14 protein-coding genes are annotated in these 16,341 nt (G+C 63.2%); 10 read left to right on the top strand and 4 right to left on the bottom strand.

The window, feature by feature from the left end:
- Positions 1 to 216: 216 nt before the first annotated feature.
- Both M5B99_RS17140 and M5B99_RS17135 read right to left on the bottom strand, forming a co-directional pair.
- The gene (locus M5B99_RS17140) at positions 217 to 1,257 is read right to left on the bottom strand and encodes an AraC family transcriptional regulator (RefSeq protein WP_248805152.1); all 1,041 of its coding nucleotides are present in this window, start codon (positions 1,255 to 1,257) and stop codon (positions 217 to 219) included.
- Positions 1,254 to 2,393, bottom strand: a complete 1,140-nt coding sequence (locus tag M5B99_RS17135) for a carbon-nitrogen hydrolase family protein (RefSeq protein ID WP_248805151.1) — start codon at positions 2,391 to 2,393, stop codon at positions 1,254 to 1,256. Before M5B99_RS17135 ends, M5B99_RS17140 begins: the two co-directional genes overlap by 4 nt.
- 212 nt (positions 2,394 to 2,605) lie before the next feature.
- Between M5B99_RS17135 and M5B99_RS17130 the strand changes: the two genes are divergently transcribed.
- Positions 2,606 to 4,642: an FAD-dependent oxidoreductase gene (locus M5B99_RS17130; RefSeq protein ID WP_248805150.1), complete on the top strand. Its 2,037-nt coding sequence runs from the start codon at positions 2,606 to 2,608 to the stop codon at positions 4,640 to 4,642.
- A gap of 202 nt (positions 4,643 to 4,844) precedes the next feature.
- The gene (locus M5B99_RS17125) at positions 4,845 to 5,762 is read left to right on the top strand and encodes a 1-aminocyclopropane-1-carboxylate deaminase/D-cysteine desulfhydrase (protein WP_248805149.1); all 918 of its coding nucleotides are present in this window, start codon (positions 4,845 to 4,847) and stop codon (positions 5,760 to 5,762) included.
- A 141-nt stretch (positions 5,763 to 5,903) separates the two neighbouring features.
- Here the strand turns inward: M5B99_RS17125 and M5B99_RS17120 are convergent, their stop codons facing one another.
- On the bottom strand, positions 5,904 to 6,455 hold the full coding sequence (locus tag M5B99_RS17120; protein ID WP_248805148.1) for a cytochrome b: 552 nt from the start codon (positions 6,453 to 6,455) through the stop codon (positions 5,904 to 5,906).
- Positions 6,456 to 6,640: 185 nt separating this feature from the next.
- Here M5B99_RS17120 and M5B99_RS17115 point away from each other — a divergent pair, with 185 nt between their 5' ends.
- Both M5B99_RS17115 and M5B99_RS17110 read left to right on the top strand, forming a co-directional pair.
- Positions 6,641 to 6,988, top strand: coding sequence for a metalloregulator ArsR/SmtB family transcription factor (locus tag M5B99_RS17115; protein ID WP_248805147.1), 348 nt, complete (start codon positions 6,641 to 6,643; stop codon positions 6,986 to 6,988).
- Between the two features lie 40 nt (positions 6,989 to 7,028).
- A complete protein-coding gene (locus tag M5B99_RS17110; RefSeq protein ID WP_248805146.1) occupies positions 7,029 to 8,315 on the top strand; it encodes an arsenic transporter in 1,287 nt (428 codons plus the stop codon).
- A gap of 142 nt (positions 8,316 to 8,457) precedes the next feature.
- Here the strand turns inward: M5B99_RS17110 and M5B99_RS17105 are convergent, their stop codons facing one another.
- Positions 8,458 to 9,408, bottom strand: a complete 951-nt coding sequence (locus M5B99_RS17105) for a DUF1853 family protein (RefSeq protein ID WP_248805145.1) — start codon at positions 9,406 to 9,408, stop codon at positions 8,458 to 8,460.
- Between the two features lie 88 nt (positions 9,409 to 9,496).
- On the opposite strand from M5B99_RS17105, the gene M5B99_RS17100 reads away from it, so the two are divergent.
- Genes M5B99_RS17100 through pepN form a run of 6 tightly spaced genes read left to right on the top strand, consistent with a single transcriptional unit; the run spans position 9,497 to position 16,011 of the window.
- On the top strand, positions 9,497 to 10,387 hold the full coding sequence (locus tag M5B99_RS17100; protein WP_103495792.1) for an NAD(+) kinase: 891 nt from the start codon (positions 9,497 to 9,499) through the stop codon (positions 10,385 to 10,387).
- Positions 10,384 to 11,358: a metallophosphoesterase gene (locus tag M5B99_RS17095; protein ID WP_248805144.1), complete on the top strand. Its 975-nt coding sequence runs from the start codon at positions 10,384 to 10,386 to the stop codon at positions 11,356 to 11,358. The genes M5B99_RS17100 and M5B99_RS17095 overlap by 4 nt, the downstream gene beginning before the upstream one ends.
- Entirely contained in the window at positions 11,355 to 12,227 is an 873-nt protein-coding gene (locus M5B99_RS17090; RefSeq protein WP_248805143.1) for a rhomboid family intramembrane serine protease, read from the top strand. Before M5B99_RS17095 ends, M5B99_RS17090 begins: the two co-directional genes overlap by 4 nt.
- Positions 12,228 to 12,253: 26 nt before the next feature.
- Positions 12,254 to 12,514 carry a YeaC family protein gene (locus M5B99_RS17085; RefSeq protein WP_248805142.1) on the top strand — a complete coding sequence of 87 codons (261 nt, stop codon included), beginning with the start codon at positions 12,254 to 12,256 and terminating at the stop codon, positions 12,512 to 12,514.
- Positions 12,511 to 13,341 (top strand): DUF2797 domain-containing protein, encoded by an 831-nt coding sequence (locus M5B99_RS17080; RefSeq protein WP_248805141.1) that lies wholly within the window; start codon positions 12,511 to 12,513, stop codon positions 13,339 to 13,341. The genes M5B99_RS17085 and M5B99_RS17080 overlap by 4 nt, the downstream gene beginning before the upstream one ends.
- 12 nt (positions 13,342 to 13,353) lie before the next feature.
- On the top strand, positions 13,354 to 16,011 hold the full coding sequence (gene pepN, locus M5B99_RS17075; RefSeq protein ID WP_248805140.1) for an aminopeptidase N: 2,658 nt from the start codon (positions 13,354 to 13,356) through the stop codon (positions 16,009 to 16,011).
- Positions 16,012 to 16,341 lie beyond the last annotated feature (330 nt).

The raw sequence follows: 16,341 nt of genomic DNA, 5'->3' as shown, positions 1-16,341 counted from the left end.
AAGACTCACGGGCCTGATCGTCAGCGAGCCGGCTCTACAAGGATCGTGTTGACCTGATAGAAATGGTGAGCAAGACAGCGGTTTTACCCATAAGCGAAAAAAGGAGTTTGACGATGGATGAGTATCAAGAAGAGCTGTTGGAGTTCAGTGCTTTCGAGCTGGACCCGGTTGAGCCGGCTGAAGACGCGACCGAGCTGTAAACGCCGGTTTCTCGGCTCAGGCCGAATGCCGCTGGCTGCGGCGGAACTCGCCGGGTGTCTGGCCGTTCCAGCGTTTGAAAGCCCGTTGAAAGGCCTCGGCTGAGGCAAATCCGAGCAGGTAGGCGATTTCGCCAAAGGCCAGTTCGGTGTCGCGGATATAGGTCATCGCCAGGTCACGGCGAGTGTCATTGAGAATGGCGCGAAATTGCGTGCCTTCCTCGGCCAGTTTGCGACGCAGTGTCCAGGTCGGCAGCTTCAGGCGTGCCGCCACTTCTTCCAGGTCGGGTTCCCGACCGCCATTGAGCAAAGGCCCCAGCAACTGAGTGATACGTTCACGCAGGCTGCGGGTGCGCGTCAGTTGTTCCAGTTCCCGTTCGCACAGTTGCAGCAGGTGCCGCCAGGTGCCCGGGCAATGTTGCGGGTTGCGCAGGCCCAGGCTGGCGTGGCTCAGGCGCAGTTGATTGTGCTCGGCGGCGAAGTGCACCTGGCAGTCGCCCAGGCCCTTGTAGGCCGCGACGTAGTCCGGTTCGGCGAATTCGATGTCGATACGCTCGGCGTGCAGCGCTTCGCCGCCGACACTGGCCAGTTGCTGCAGCCAGCCGGCGATGATCGAGTCCACCACGAAACGGTTGTAGGCGTTGTAGGGGCTGATGGAGTAGAAACGCAACCAGGCGCCGTCGGCGTCCTCGTGGAAACTCGACTGCCCGCGATAGTTGGAGCCGTAGAGCGCCTCGAAGCGGATCAGGGTTCGCGCCGCTTCGCGCACCGTCGGTGCCTGGGCGGCAGTGACGCCGGCGAGGCCCGCCTGGCTGAGCCGACTGAGGCGTCCCATGCGCAAGCCCAGGGCCGGGTCGCCGGTCAGTTGGATCGCCGCGTGCCCCAGGCGCATATAGCGCGGAATCGACAGTCGGGCGCCGGGCTCGGCCAGGCGTGCCGGGTCCAGCCCATATTGCTCCAGCAGCGCCCCCGCGTCCTGGCCGTGACTGCTCACCGCCTCGGCGAGGCTGTGGGCGAAGCTCACGGACAGGTCGCCCAGGCGCATCGATACCGGCTTCATGGCAGCCACAGGTTCAGCAGGCGGGCGCCGCGATCGCTGCCGTCCTGCCCGTCGATGGAGCGCCCGTCGTGGCTGATAAAGCTCTGCCCCGAATAACGCTGGTTCCAGAACTGGCCACGGAGAAACACGGTCATGCCGGCCGTGGACTGGCTGGTGGGGGGGCGGCTGACCAGGGTCAGGCGATGCCAGGCTTCGCCTTCGCCGAGTTCGCCGGGCCTGAGGTTGATCTGCGCCGGCGTGGCGGCGTTCTTGAAGCCGCGCCAGGACTGCTCCCAACTGTTCTTGCCGGGTAGCGAGGCGCTCACGGCGATCAGTGATACGCCGAGTTCGTCAAACCGGCGGTAGTTGTCCGGATACCAGCTGTCACTGCCGATCAACACGCCGAGGCGCCCGGCCGGGGTTTGCACGGCATTCAGCTCCTGGCGTCCACCGCCCTTGATATAACCGCGTTCGTCGAAGCTCGGGTAGAGCTTGCGTTGGGGCTGACCGAGGGGGCGTCCGTCGGCGGCGAAGACCAGGCTGACGTTGTACAGCGCGCCCTTGCCGATTTTCAGGGTGCCTTGCTCGACGCTGGGGTCCGGCAGGACGATGGAGCCGGCCACCAGGGTGACGCCGAACTCCTTCGCCAGGCCGCCGAACACCGCCTGGTAATCCTGGGCCATGCTCTTGGCCTTCATGCGCAGGCGGGCGTCTTCGAGGAAACTGCGGCCCTTGGCATTGAACAGGGCGCCGAGCAGCTTCAGCGGGTTGCCGAGCATCAGCCAGTTCATCGCCTCCTGCTGGTCGAGGGCCTGGTAGAGGTCGTCCTTTTCCCCGCGTAGCAGCAGCCAGGTGCCGATGTGCTCAGGCAGCACGACGATGGTTTTCTCGTTCAGCAGCCCGAGGCCGCGGGCCTGCTGCAGATAGGCGGCCAGCTTGCGGTGCAGCCGGGAGGTGCTCTGGTAGTCGTTGGGAAACAGCTCCGGTTGCAGGCCCAGCAGGTTGCCGTGGCCGCCCGCCACGCCCTGGTTCACGGTCAGGCGGATACGCAGGTCCGAGAGGTAGTGGCCGCTGCTGCGTTGTTGGGTCCACACGCCATAACCGGCGAGGGTGGCGAGCAGCAGGACCAGCAGGGAAAAGAGCAGGAATTTGCGCATGGGGGCGGATAACGAGCGACCGAGTGCGGGAGTCGTCGACTAGGGTAGGGCCCGCGGGCGTCCTTGCCAAGGGCCGTTGCACATTTGGATCAATAAGTTGTCAGTTTCGGTCATTGAGCCTGGGCCGGGGCGTCTTTAATGTGCCAGTCATACCACTGACGGGGGCCGAAGAGCTTCCCGCATCCCGTGATCTTGCTCGTTGTGGAGTTTCTATGACCGCCGCCCGTTACCCGCACCTGCTGGCCCCGCTCGACCTGGGTTTCACCACGTTGCGCAACCGCACCCTGATGGGCTCGATGCACACCGGCCTTGAGGAAAAGCCCGGCGGTTTCGAGCGCATGGCGGCCTACTTCGCCGAGCGTGCTCGTGGCGGCGTCGGTCTGATGGTGACCGGCGGCATTGCGCCGAACGACGAGGGCGGCGTGTATTCCGGCGCGGCCAAGCTGACCAGCCAGGCCGAAGCCGACCAGCATCGTATCGTCACCCATGCGGTGCATGCGGCCGGGGGCAAGATCTGCCTGCAGATCCTCCATGCCGGGCGTTATGCCTACAGCCCGAAACAAGTGGCGCCGAGCGCGATCCAGGCCCCGATCAACCCGTTCAAGCCCAAAGAGCTGGATGAGGAAGGTATCGAGAAACAGATCGCCGACTTCGTGACCTGTTCGACCCTGGCCCGGAATGCCGGGTACGACGGCGTTGAAATCATGGGCTCGGAAGGTTACTTCATCAACCAGTTCCTCGCGGCCCACACCAACCATCGTACCGACCGCTGGGGCGGCAGCTACGAGAACCGCATGCGCCTGCCGGTGGAGATCGTGCGCCGGGTGCGTGAGGCGGTGGGTGCGCAGTTCATCATCATCTTCCGCCTGTCGATGCTCGACCTGGTGGAAGGCGGCAGCACCTGGGACGAGATCGTCCAGTTGGCCAAGGCCATCGAGCAGGCCGGCGCGACCATTATCAACACCGGCATCGGCTGGCACGAGGCGCGGATTCCGACCATCGCCACCAAGGTGCCGCGCGCTGCGTTCAGCAAGGTCACAGCCAAGTTACGCGGTTCGGTGGGCATTCCGCTGATCACCACCAACCGTATCAACACCCCGGAAGTGGCCGAGCAGATCCTCGCCGACGGTGATGCCGACATGGTTTCCATGGCCCGGCCGTTCCTGGCCGATCCGGAGTTCGTCAACAAGGCGGCACAGGGACGTGCCGACGAAATCAATACCTGCATCGGCTGCAACCAGGCCTGCCTGGACCATACCTTCGGCGGCAAGCTGACCTCCTGTCTGGTCAACCCGCGGGCCTGCCACGAGACCGAACTGAATTACCTGCCGGTCACCCAGGTGAAGAAAGTCGCCGTGGTTGGCGCCGGGCCCGCCGGTCTGTCGGCGGCCACCGTGGCGGCCGAGCGCGGGCACCAGGTGACGCTGTTCGATTCGGCCAGTGAAATCGGTGGCCAGTTCAACGTCGCCAAGCGGGTACCGGGCAAGGAAGAGTTCTTCGAAACCCTGCGTTACTTCAAGCGCAAACTGCAGACCACCCATGTCGAAGTCTGCCTCGATACGCGGGTGGATGTGGCGCAACTGGTTGCTGGTGGGTACGACGAAATCATCCTGGCCACGGGCATCGCGCCGCGGTTGCCGGCGATTCCCGGTATCGACAACCCCAAGGTCCTCAGCTACCTGGATGTGCTGCTGGAGCGCAAGCCGGTAGGCCACAAGGTCGCGGTGATCGGGGCCGGCGGTATCGGCTTCGACGTTTCGGAGTTCCTGGTGCATGAAGGCGTGGCCACCAGCCTGGATCGCGAGGCGTTCTGGAAGGAGTGGGGTATCGACACCCGGCTTGAGGCGCGTGGCGGGGTGGCCGGAATCAAGGACGAGCCCCATGCGCCGGCTCGTGAGGTGTTCCTGTTGCAGCGCAAGGCTTCCAAGGTCGGCGATGGCCTGGGCAAGACCACCGGCTGGATTCACCGCACCGGCTTGAAGAACAAGCGGGTGCAGATGCTCAACAGCGTCGAGTACCTGAGCATCGACGAGGCGGGCCTGCACATCAGCATCGCCGGTGGCGAGCCGCAGTTGCTGGCGGTGGACAATGTGGTGATCTGCGCCGGGCAGGACCCGTTGCGCGAGTTGCAGGACGGGTTGCTCGCGGCCGGGCAGAGCGTGCACCTGATCGGCGGTGCGGACGTGGCGGCGGAGCTGGATGCCAAGCGGGCGATCAACCAGGGTTCGCGCTTGGCGGCTGAGCTGTAGTTTTTCGGGTCGACCGCGTTATCGTTCTTCGCGGCGCTGCGGCGTCCCGACAAGCTCCGCTCCCACAGATCTTGCGCCACACACAAAGTTCTGTGGTTGCCCTCAATCCTGTGGGAGCGGAGCTTGCCCGCGAAGAGGCCCTCGAACCCCCACAAGCCCCGAACTGTTAAACTGGCAGTCCCCTCCCAGCGGACTGCCTCGAATGCTCCCCCCCGCCGACTGGCACCCCCACGCCCCCCTCGAACCGCTGCACCTGGACTGGTTGACCCGGTCTGATGTCGAGGTGGCCGTGCTGCGCCTCGACCTGATCGATCCGCTGATCAGTGGCAACAAGTGGTTCAAGCTCACCGGACATCTGGCGGCGGCCCGGCAAGCCGGCGCCGAGGGCCTGATCAGCCTGGGCGGGGCGCATTCCAATCATCTTCACGCCCTGGCGGCGGCGGGCAAGCGTTTCGGTTTCCCCACCGTCGGCCTGCTGCGTGGGCATCCCGTGCAAACCCCTACCGTTTGCGACCTCCAGGCCTTCGGCATGGAGCTGCACTGGCTCGGCTATGGTGGTTATCGGGCGCGGCATGCGCCGGACTTCTGGGCATCGTGGCACTCACGCTATCCACACCTGCACGGTGTGCCGGAGGGTGGTGGTGGCTTGATAGGCGCGCGCGGTTGTGACGTCTTGCTGGATCAGGTCAGGGAGCAATTGCCGGCGCTCGGCTGGGGCGATTATCACGGCTGGTGGCTGGCTGCCGGAACCGGGACCACCCTGGCCGGGCTGGTGCTGGCCGAAACCGGACGTCGACCGGTGTACGGCGCCCTGGCGGTGCCGGCCGACCATGGCGTGGCGCCGCTGGTCACGACGATCCTGACGGAGGGTGGGGCGCTAAGCCCGGCTTTTGAACTGATCGACGCCTGCCGTGGCGGTTTTGCCAAGGTCGATCCGGCGTTGCTGGATTTTATCGAGCAAAGCGAGCAACAGAGCGCTGTGCCGTTGGAACCGCTGTATACCGGCAAGGCCTTGCTGGCGCTGCGGGAGCAGGTGAGCGCCGGACGCTTCGCACCGGGTACGCGCCTGGTGTTCGTGCATACCGGCGGTTTACAGGGTCGCCGGGGCGCGACTCTGTAAACCGATCCTTGTAGGAGCAGAGCTTGCTCGCGAAGGGCTCCTCACGATCGCCAAGAGCTTCGCCGGCAAGCCCGGCTCCTACAGGTTTCAGGGCGACAGAGACTCCGCGTTACCGTTGGCGTCCATTGTGAGCAAGAGGGCTCAAGTACGACGCTTGGGCAACATGCGCAGCAGGGTGTTATCCCCTACGAAATAGTGATGAAACAGCCCGGCCAGGGCGTGCAGGCCGATCAGCCAGTAACCGGTGCTGGCCAGCAGTTCATGCCAGCCCTTGACCTCTTTGGCATACGCCGCGTCCTCGGCCACCAGAGCCGGCAGCTCGATGCCGTAGAACATCACCGAATGCCCCTGCGCACTGACGGCCAGCCAGCCCAGGAGCGGCGTGCCGATCATGAACAGGTACAGCGCCCAGTGCATCAACGTCGACAGCAGCATCTGCCAGGTCGGTGGCGCGGGGACGATCTTCGGCGCCACACCGAGGGTGCGGGCCAGCAAGCGCAGCCAGACCAGCACGAACACGGTCAGGCCGAACATGTAGTGGGCCTCGACGATCAGCGTGCGGCCGCCGCTGCCTTTGGGGAATATCCCGCGAAACTCGATACAGGCGTAAACCACCGCCAGCAGCACCAGCATCAGCCAGTGCAATGCGATCGACAGGCTGCTATAGCGGCTGTCGGTATTCTTCCAGGGCATAGCGTATTCCTCGGTTCATCAGGGCTGGAACCTCCATTCTTGAGCGACGGAGTTTTTACACTTTAATGGTTTTTCCAGCGTTTTGTCTGCGCTAAGTCAGGGATTGTCTTGTGTTGTTCATGATTGGTACTTGCTTTCATATATGACTAGCCATATATTCGATTTTCCATATGTGAGGTGCCGCGATGTCCTGTTTTGCCTCCCCTGTGGAACTCTTCAAATGCCTGGCTGACGAAACCCGTAGCCGGATCGTGCTGTTGGTAGCCCGTGAAGGTGAACTCTGTGTGTGCGAATTGACCGCCGCCCTGGAGCTGAGCCAACCAAAAATCTCCCGGCATCTGGCGCAACTGCGTCAGGCTGGGCTGCTGGCCGATCGTCGTCAGGGGCAGTGGGTGTTTTATCGCCTGCACCCTGAGCTGCCCCAATGGGTCTCGACCTTGCTGCAAGGCACCCTGCAGGCCAGCGGACACTGGCTGGCCGCGGATATCCAGCGCCTGCAGGCCATGACCGACCGACCACAGCGCTGTTGCTGAACCTCCGTCCCCCTCTTGCTAACCTTGAAGGTTGTTGTGCATGTTGATTGCCGCGTTGATTTTCCTGCTGACCATTACCTTGGTGATCTGGCAGCCCAAGGGCCTGGGCGTGGGCTGGAGCGCCTGCCTGGGGGCTTTGCTGGCCTTGCTCTGCGGCGTGGTTCACCTGGCTGATATTCCGCTGGTCTGGGAGATCATCTGGAATGCCACCGGCACTTTTATTGCCCTGATCATCATCAGCCTGTTGCTGGATGAGGCCGGTTTCTTTGCCTGGGCGGCGCTGCATGTGGCGCGGTGGGGGCAGGGCAGCGGACGCAAGCTGTTCGCCGCCTTCGTGTTGCTGGGGGCGCTGGTGTCGGCGTTGTTCGCCAATGACGGCGCGGCGTTGATTCTCACGCCGATTGTCATCGCCATGCTCCTGGCCCTGCGCTTTTCCAAGGCGGCGACCTTGGCGTTCGTCATGGCCGCCGGCTTTATCGCCGACACCGCGAGCCTGCCGCTGGTGGTCTCGAACCTGGTGAACATCGTCTCGGCCGACTATTTCAAGATCGGCTTCAATGCCTATGCCTCGGTGATGCTGCCGGTGAACCTGGTCAGTGTGGCGGCGACCTTGCTGGTGCTGCTGTGGTTCTTTCGCCGCGACATTCCCCGTGACTACAATCCGCAGCAGCTGGAACTGCCGGCCAGCGCGATCCACGACAAGGCGACTTTCATCGCCGGCTGGTGGGTGCTGATCATCCTGCTGGTGGGGTGCTTTGCCCTGGAACCGCTGGGGATTCCCATCAGTGCGATTTCGGCGGTGTGTGCGGCCTTGCTGCTGGGGATCGCCGCGCGCGGTCACAAGATCTCGACCCGCAAGGTGCTGAAAGAGGCACCGTGGCAGATCGTGATTTTCTCCCTGGGCATGTACCTGGTGGTCTATGGCCTGCGCAATGCCGGGTTGACCACCCACCTGGCCGGCTGGCTGGATCACTTCGCCGGCTACGGGGTCTGGGGGGCGGCGATGGGGACCGGGCTGTTGAGCGCCTTCCTGTCCTCGGTCATGAACAACCTGCCCACGGTGCTGATCGGTGCCTTGTCCATCGATGCCAGCCAGGCCAGTGGTGTGGTGAAGGAAGCGATGATCTACGCCAACGTTATCGGCAGCGACCTGGGCCCGAAAATCACCCCCATCGGCAGCCTGGCGACCTTGCTCTGGCTGCATGTGCTGGAGCGCAAGGATATCCGCATCGGTTGGGGTTACTACTTCAAGGTCGGGATTGTCCTGACCCTGCCGGTGCTGCTGGTGACCCTGGCGGCCCTGGCGTTGCGTTTGTCGCTGGTTTGATGTTGTAGGTCTGTGCCGACGCTTTCGCGGGCAAGCTCCGCTCCCACATGGAGTTGTGCGTCGCACGCAAGTGTTGTGATCGACACATAACCTGTGGGAGCGGAGCTTGCCCGCGAAGAGGCCCGAAAGGACACCGCAGTCTTTAACCGGTACCCGGCACATTCGGCCAGAGATCGGCCACCAGGAACAATCGCTCGGCCTCTTCCCAGTCGCCTTGCGCATTCTGGGTCAGGCGCACCAGCAACTGCGCTGGCGCGTGCGGATCGAGTTCCTTCAGCCAGTGTTCCAACTGTTCCCGTGGCCAGGCGTGCGCCTCGGCATAGTGCGCCGGCGCCAGCCAGGCATGGCGGGGCAGCGGTTGCCAGCGGCCCGCCTGGCTGAGCTTGATGAAATCCACCCAGTCGCGCTGATGCAACCAGCGCCCGTGCAGATGCTGCGGATGAGCCCCCCGCGGAGGAAGTGCCGTCCCGGGCCACGGATACAACAGGTACCCCCCCAACCACAATTGCGCACTGAACTGGTGGATATCCAGCGTCGCCAAGGCCTCGCGGCTCTCCGGTCGGGCGGAAATCGGCAACTGGTGCTCGCTCAGGTGCGCCAGCTTGCGGTCCAGCCGGTCATGGCAACCCGGGCCGAGCCAGCGCGCCGGGTCTTCGCCGCCGCCATGCTGTGGGCCCAGGTACAGCTTGATTGCCAGCTCCAGGTGATGCACGCCATCGCGATCGCGCAACAGCAGATCCAACTCACCCAGGGTATGGCCCTCGCGACGGATCGGCAGGTTGGCGCCGATCAACTCGATCCCGGGCGCCTGTTGCACGGCGAACTGCCACAACCGTTCGTAATACAGGCCCAGTCGCCGGGTCGCCCCGCGCACCAGCCAAGCCTGCAGCTCGGCCGGATCGCGATCCAGCGTATGCAACCACTGCTCCAGCCGCTCCGGCGCCTGCACCCAGTCACTGCCGGCCAACGGGTGGCGTTGCGGCCACGGCGTGTCTGCCAGCATCGGTGGTGCCAGGATGACCCAGGCCAGGTCGCGCACTTCGGGATGGCGCAACTGTCGGGGCAGGTTGAGCAAGTCGGGGAAGAGGATCATCCTGCGAGCATAGCTGAAAGGGTTTTGTCTCGGGCCGGCTTTCGCCCATAATCTCCCCTTTGCCCGTCCCAGACCCCGCAGGAGCCCCATGGAGCAATTTCGCAATATCGGCATCATTGGCCGCCTGGGCAGTTCGCAGGTGCTGGAAACCGTTCGCCGGTTGAAGAGATTCCTCCTGGCGCGGCACCTGCACGTCATCCTCGAGGACACCATCGCCGAGGTCCTGCCGGGCCATGGCCTGCAAACTTCGTCGCGCAAGATGCTCGGCGAAGTCTGTGACATGGTCATCGTCGTCGGCGGCGACGGTAGCCTGCTCGGCGCCGCCCGCGCCCTGGCCCGGCACAATATTCCGGTACTGGGGATCAACCGCGGCAACCTGGGCTTTCTCACCGATATCCGCCCGGACGACCTCGAGGTCGAAGTGGCCAAGGTCCTCGACGGCCACTACCTGGTGGAAAACCGCTTCCTGCTGCAGGCCGAAGTGCGCCGGCATGCCGAAGCCATCGGCCAGGGCGATGCACTCAACGACGTGGTCCTGCACCCCGGCAAGTCGACGCGAATGATCGAGTTCGAGCTGTACATCGACGGCCAGTTCGTCTGCAGCCAGAAAGCCGACGGCCTGATCGTCGCCACGCCCACCGGTTCCACCGCCTATGCGCTGTCCGCCGGTGGTCCGATCATGCATCCCAAGCTCGATGCCATTGTGATCGTGCCCATGTACCCCCATACCTTGTCCAGCCGCCCCATCGTGGTCGACGGCAACAGCGAGTTGAAAATCGTGGTGTCCAAGGACATGCAGATCTATCCGCAGGTTTCCTGCGACGGGCAGAACCATTTCACCTGCGCCCCCGGCGATACGGTGACCATCAGCAAGAAACCGCAGAAGCTGCGGCTGATTCACCCGCTGGATCACAACTATTATGAAGTCTGCCGCACCAAGCTCGGCTGGGGCAGTCGGTTGGGCGGTGGAGGCGATTGATGCTCGATCCCGCGCGTGGCTACGATCTGATCGGTGATGTGCACGGTTGCGCCCATACCCTCGAACATCTGCTGGACATGCTCGGCTACCAGAAGCTGGGTGGCACCTGGCGTCATCCGTCGCGCATGGCGGTGTTCCTCGGCGATATCATCGACCGTGGCCCGCGCATCCGCGAAGCCCTGCATATCGTCCATGACATGGTCGAGGCCGGGCAGGCCCTGTGCATCATGGGCAACCATGAGTTCAACGCCCTGGGCTGGAGTACGCCGGCAGCGGCGGGCAGCGGCAAACAGTTCGTCCGCGAGCACACACCGCGGCATGCCCGGCTGCTCCAGGAAACCCTGACGCAGTTTGAACAGCACCCGGCCGACTGGCATGACTTCCTCGCCTGGTTCTACGAGCTGCCGCTGTTCGTCGATGCCGGACGTTTCCGCGTGGTGCATGCCTGCTGGGATGGCGGCTTGATCGCGCCGCTGCGGGCGCAGTACCCCGACGGGCGGATCGACGAAGCGTTCCTCAAGGATTCGGCGCTGCCCGGCAGTTTTGCCGCGACGGTGTTCGACCGCCTGTTGCGCGGCACCGATATGCGCCTGCCGGACGGCCTGACGCTGACCGGTGGCGACGGCCTGACCCGGGCGTTCTTCCGCACCAAGTTCTGGGAAGACGACCCACAGACCTACGGCGATATCGTCTTCCAGCCGGATGCCTTGCCTGAGCGGGTGGCGAGCAAACCGCTGTCCTCGACCGAAAAGAATGCCTTGCTGCGCTATGGCCTCGAAGAGCCGATGCTGTTCGTCGGTCACTACTGGCGCAGCGGCAAGCCCGCGCCGATCCGTCCCAACCTGGCCTGCCTGGATTACAGCGCCGTGCTCTACGGCAAACTGGCGGCTTACCGGCTGGACCAGGAAACCACCCTCGACCCGCAGAAATTCGTCTGGGTCGACGTCGAACGTCCCGAGGCTTTGCGATGAGTGCCACTGCTATCTTACGCCTGCCGTTGACCACTGATCTGAGTGGCTTCGTCAAACTGCTGGAGCGCATGCAGGTGCCGCACCGGGTCAACGAGGAGTCCGGCGAGCAGGTGTTGTGGGTGCCCGAGTCGATCAGCGCCGACGTGCTGTCGCTGTACCAGCGTTTCCCCGCCGGCGATCCGGATAACCAGCTGGAAGTCCCCGACAAGCCGCTGGCCATGACCCGGCCGAACTTTCTCACCCAGGTGCGTCAGAGCCCGACCACCGCCGGCATCCTCTTGTTGAGCCTGATCATCGCCGGCGTGACCCTGCTCGGTGACAACCTGCAGACCCTGCACTGGTTCACCTTTCTCGACTTCCAGGTCCGCGGCAACTACGTCCAGTTCACCCCCCTGGCCGACGGCCTGGCGGCGGGGCAGTGGTGGCGGTTGGTGACGCCGATGCTGATCCACTTCGGCATCCTGCATATCGCCATGAACGGCATGTGGTACTGGGAACTGGGTCGGCGCATCGAGCTGCGTCAGGGCAGCATCAACCTGCTGGGGCTGACATTGCTGTTCAGCCTGGTTTCGAATTACACGCAGTATTACGTCAGCGGCCCGACCCTGTTCGGCGGCCTGTCCGGGGTGCTCTACGGTTTGCTCGGGCATTGCTGGATCTACCAATGGGTGTCGCCGAACCCGGTCTATCGTCTGCCGCGCGGTGTGCTGGTGATGATGCTGGTCTGGCTGCTGTTGTGCCTGTCGGGCCTGGTCTCGATGATCGGCTTCGGCGAAATCGCCAATGGTGCCCATGTCGGCGGACTGCTCATCGGATGTTTCAGCGGTTTGTTGGGCGGCCTCTGGTCTCGTCGTAAACTGGCCATCTAGTCGAATTTTTCAAGCGTGGAGCGCGCATGTCCTCTTTTATCGAAATGATTGAAAACATCACCCCCGACATCTACCAGAGCCTGAAACTGGCGGTGGAAATCGGCAAATGGTCGGACGGGCGCAAGCTCAGCGCCGAACAGCGCGAGCTGTCGTTGCAGGCGATGATCGCCTGGGAAACCCAGAACCTGCCGGAAGACCAGCGTACCGGTTACATGGGCACGCAGGAATGCACCTCGAAGTCGGCCCCGGTGCCGAACATCCTCTTCAAGTCGGATGCCATCCATTGATCGAGCTTGGCCGCGGTGCAATCAGCAAAATGGCGACGCGCCTTGAAGGCGCGCAGGTGCAGTACGCCTTTCGCCTGGGTGACAGCGAGGTGCCGGTCAATCCGTTGATCGGCCAGAAGTTGCGCCTGGAGTTCCTCGGGGCGATTCATTGCACCCACTGCGGACGCAAGACCAAGACCAGCTTCAGCCAGGGCTATTGCTACCCGTGCATGACCAAGCTGGCCCAGTGCGACACCTGCATCATGAGCCCCGAACGCTGCCATTACGACGCCGGCACCTGCCGCGAGCCGTCCTGGGGCGAAAAATTCTGCATGACCGAGCACGTGGTCTACCTGGCCAATTCGTCGGGAATCAAGGTCGGCATCACCCGCGCGACCCAGTTGCCGACCCGCTGGCTCGACCAGGGCGCCAGCCAGGCGCTGCCGATCGTCCGTGTGGCGACCCGCCAGCAGTCCGGCTTCGTCGAGGACCTGTTTCGCAGCCAGGTGGCCGACAAGACCAACTGGCGCGCCTTGCTCAAGGGCGATGCGCCGGCGGTGGATCTCAAGGCGGTGCGCGATCAACTGTTCGAATCCTGTGCCGAGGGCCTTGCCGCCTTGCAGGCGCGTTTCGGCCTGCAGGCGATCCAGCCGGTGCATGATCTCGAACCGCTGGAAATCCGCTACCCGATCGAGCACTACCCGACCAAAGTGGTCAGCTTCAACCTGGACAAAGACCCGATTGCCGAAGGCACGCTGATGGGGATCAAGGGCCAGTACCTGATCTTCGACACCGGCGTGATCAATATCCGTAAATACACGGCCTACCAGCTCGCCGTGCATCAGTAAAAGGACGCCCTCATGCGCACCGAACAACCGAAGATGATCTATCTGAAGGACTATCAGGCACCGGACTACCTGATCGACGAGACGCACCTGACCTTCGAGTTGTTCGAGGACCATACCCTGGTCCATGCGCAGCTGGTGATGCGCCGCAACCCGGCCGCTGGCGCGGGTCTGCCGCCGCTGGTACTGGACGGCCAGTTGCTGGAGCTGCTGTCGGTGCAACTCGACGACCGTGTGCTGTCGGGCAACGACTACCAGATCGACGACAGCCACCTGACCCTGCACCCGGCCAGCGAGCGCTTCAGTGTCGACACCAGCGTGAAGATCCACCCGGAAACCAACACCGCCCTGGAAGGCCTGTACAAGTCCGGCGCGATGTTCTGCACCCAGTGCGAGGCCGAAGGCTTTCGCAAGATCACCTACTACCTCGACCGTCCGGATGTGATGAGCAAGTTCACCACCACGGTGATCGCCGAGCAGCATCGCTATCCGGTGCTGTTGTCCAACGGCAATCCGGTGGGCAATGGTCCGCAGGACGACGGTCGGCACTGGGCGACCTGGGAAGACCCGTTCATGAAGCCGGCCTACCTGTTCGCCCTGGTGGCGGGCGATCTGTGGTGCGTCGAAGACAGTTTCGCGACCATGAGCGGTCGTAACGTCGCGCTGCGTATCTACGTCGAGCCGGAAAACATCGACAAGTGCCAGCACGCCATGAACAGCCTGAAGAAGTCCATGCGCTGGGATGAGGAGGTCTATGGTCGCGAGTACGACCTGGACATCTTCATGATCGTTGCGGTCAACGACTTCAACATGGGGGCCATGGAGAACAAGGGCCTCAACATCTTCAACTCCAGCGCCGTGCTGGCCCGCGCCGAAACCGCCACCGACGCTGCGCACCAGCGGGTCGAGGCGATCGTCGCCCACGAATACTTCCACAACTGGTCGGGCAACCGCGTGACCTGCCGCGACTGGTTCCAGCTCTCGCTCAAGGAAGGCTTCACGGTGTTCCGCGATGCCGGTTTCTCCGCCGACATGAACTCGCGCACGGTCAAGCGGATCCAGGATGTCGCCTACCTGCGTACCCACCAGTTCGCCGAAGACGCCGGTCCCATGGCCCACGCGGTGCGTCCGGACAGCTTTATCGAGATCTCCAACTTCTACACCCTGACCGTGTACGAGAAAGGCTCGGAAGTGGTCGGCATGATCCACACCCTGCTCGGTGCCGAAGGTTTCCGCAAAGGCAGCGACCTGTATTTCCAGCGCCATGACGGCCAGGCCGTGACCTGCGACGATTTCGTCAAGGCCATGGAAGATGCCAACGGCGTCGATTTCACCCAGTTCAAGCGCTGGTACAGCCAGGCCGGTACGCCGCGTCTCGCCGTCAGTGAAAGTTACGATACGAGCGCCAGGACCTACAGCCTGACCTTCCGCCAGAGCTGCCCGCAGACTCCGGACAAGCAGGAAAAACTGCCATTTGTGATTCCGGTGGAGATCGGTCTGCTGGATGCCCGGGGTGCTGAAGTCGCCCTGCAACTGTTGGGTGAAGCGACCCCCGGCACTAGCAGCCGCGTGTTGTCGGTGACCGAGGCTGAGCAGACCTTCACCTTCATCGGCCTTGATGCCAAGCCGTTGCCGTCGCTGCTGCGCGGTTTTTCGGCGCCGGTGAAGCTGAGCTTCCCCTACGACCGTGACCAGTTGATGTTCCTGATGCAGCACGACAGCGACGGCTTCAACCGTTGGGACGCCGGCCAACAATTGTCGGTGCAGGTGTTGCAGGAATTGATCGGCCAGCATCAGAAGGGTGAAGCGCTGGTGCTTGATCCGCGTCTGGTCACGGCCTTGCGCAGCGTGCTGGGCAACGAGCAGCTTGATCAGGCGATGGTCGCCGAAATGCTTTCGCTGCCGGGTGAGGCCTATCTTACCGAGATCAGCGAAGTGGCGGATGTCGAGGCGATTCACAGCGCTCGCGAGTTTGTTCGCCGGCAGTTGGCCGAGCAGTTGTTCGACGGCTTGTGGCAGCGTTACCAAGTCAATCGCGCGGTATCGAAAACCACCCCTTACGTGGCCGAGAACGAGCATTTTGCCCGGCGCGCGCTGCAGAACATTGCGTTGTCATACCTGATGCTCAGTGGCAAGCCTGAAGTGCTGGCGGCGACGTTGGAGCAGTTCGAGACGGCCGACAACATGACCGAGCGCCTGACCGCCCTGGCGGTATTGGTGAACTCGCCGTTCGAGGCCGAGAAGGCGTTGGCGCTGGCCAGTTTCGCCGAGCACTTCAAGGACAATCCGCTGGTCATGGACCAGTGGTTCAGCGTCCAGGCCGGCAGTCCGTTGCCCGGTGGCTTGCAACGGGTCAAGGCGTTGATGGCGCACCCGGCGTTCACCATCAAGAACCCGAACAAGGTGCGGGCGCTGATTGGTGCGTTTGCCGGGCAGAACCTGATCAACTTCCATGCGGCGGACGGTTCCGGTTACCGCTTCCTGGCGGACCTGGTGATCCAGCTCAATGCGTTGAATCCGCAGATCGCCTCCCGGCAGTTGGCGCCGCTGACCCGCTGGCGCAAGTATGACGGTGCTCGCCAGGCGCTGATGAAGGCTGAGCTGGAGCGGATTCGCGGTTCCGGTGAGTTGTCAGCCGATGTGTACGAGGTTGTCAGCAAAAGCCTGGCTTAAGCTGTTTGCCTGCGGGCGCCCTGTAGGGCCCCTTCGCGGGCAAGCTCCGCTCCCACAGGATTTGGGTCGAGCCTGAGTGTTGTGGGCAATCCAAACACAGGATTTGGGTCGAGCCTGAGTGTTGTGGGCAATCCAAACACAGGATTTGGGTCGAGCCTGAGTGTTGTGGGCAATCCAAACACAGGATTTGGGTCGAGCCTGAATGTTATGGACGACCAAAATAACTGTGGGAGCGGAGCTTGCCCGCGAAGGCGTCGGCACAAGTACCCCTGAAATACCTGACTCACCTCGACAAAGGCCACTCCCGTGGCCTTTGTTCATCACCTCACC

The sequence above is a fragment of the Pseudomonas sp. MWU13-2100 genome (genome assembly GCF_023242365.1).
Classification (GTDB): domain Bacteria; phylum Pseudomonadota; class Gammaproteobacteria; order Pseudomonadales; family Pseudomonadaceae; genus Aquipseudomonas.
This window is presented reverse-complemented; position numbering and strand designations above follow the sequence as displayed.

Bases quoted from the DNA above. Each gene is read 5' to 3' on its own strand.
- M5B99_RS17125 (WP_248805149.1), top strand. From the start codon at position 4,845: ATGCTCCCCCCCGCCGACTGGCACCCCCACGCCCCCCTCGAACCGCTG.
- M5B99_RS17115 (WP_248805147.1), top strand. From the start codon at position 6,641: ATGTCCTGTTTTGCCTCCCCTGTGGAACTCTTCAAATGCCTGGCTGAC.
- M5B99_RS17135 (WP_248805151.1), bottom strand. From the start codon at position 2,393: ATGCGCAAATTCCTGCTCTTTTCCCTGCTGGTCCTGCTGCTCGCCACC.
- M5B99_RS17100 (WP_103495792.1), top strand. From the start codon at position 9,497: ATGGAGCAATTTCGCAATATCGGCATCATTGGCCGCCTGGGCAGTTCG.
- M5B99_RS17105 (WP_248805145.1), bottom strand. From the start codon at position 9,408: ATGATCCTCTTCCCCGACTTGCTCAACCTGCCCCGACAGTTGCGCCAT.
- M5B99_RS17110 (WP_248805146.1), top strand. From the start codon at position 7,029: ATGTTGATTGCCGCGTTGATTTTCCTGCTGACCATTACCTTGGTGATC.
- pepN (WP_248805140.1), top strand. From the start codon at position 13,354: ATGCGCACCGAACAACCGAAGATGATCTATCTGAAGGACTATCAGGCA.
- M5B99_RS17120 (WP_248805148.1), bottom strand. From the start codon at position 6,455: ATGCCCTGGAAGAATACCGACAGCCGCTATAGCAGCCTGTCGATCGCA.
- M5B99_RS17090 (WP_248805143.1), top strand. From the start codon at position 11,355: ATGAGTGCCACTGCTATCTTACGCCTGCCGTTGACCACTGATCTGAGT.
- M5B99_RS17130 (WP_248805150.1), top strand. From the start codon at position 2,606: ATGACCGCCGCCCGTTACCCGCACCTGCTGGCCCCGCTCGACCTGGGT.
- M5B99_RS17140 (WP_248805152.1), bottom strand. From the start codon at position 1,257: ATGAAGCCGGTATCGATGCGCCTGGGCGACCTGTCCGTGAGCTTCGCC.
- M5B99_RS17085 (WP_248805142.1), top strand. From the start codon at position 12,254: ATGTCCTCTTTTATCGAAATGATTGAAAACATCACCCCCGACATCTAC.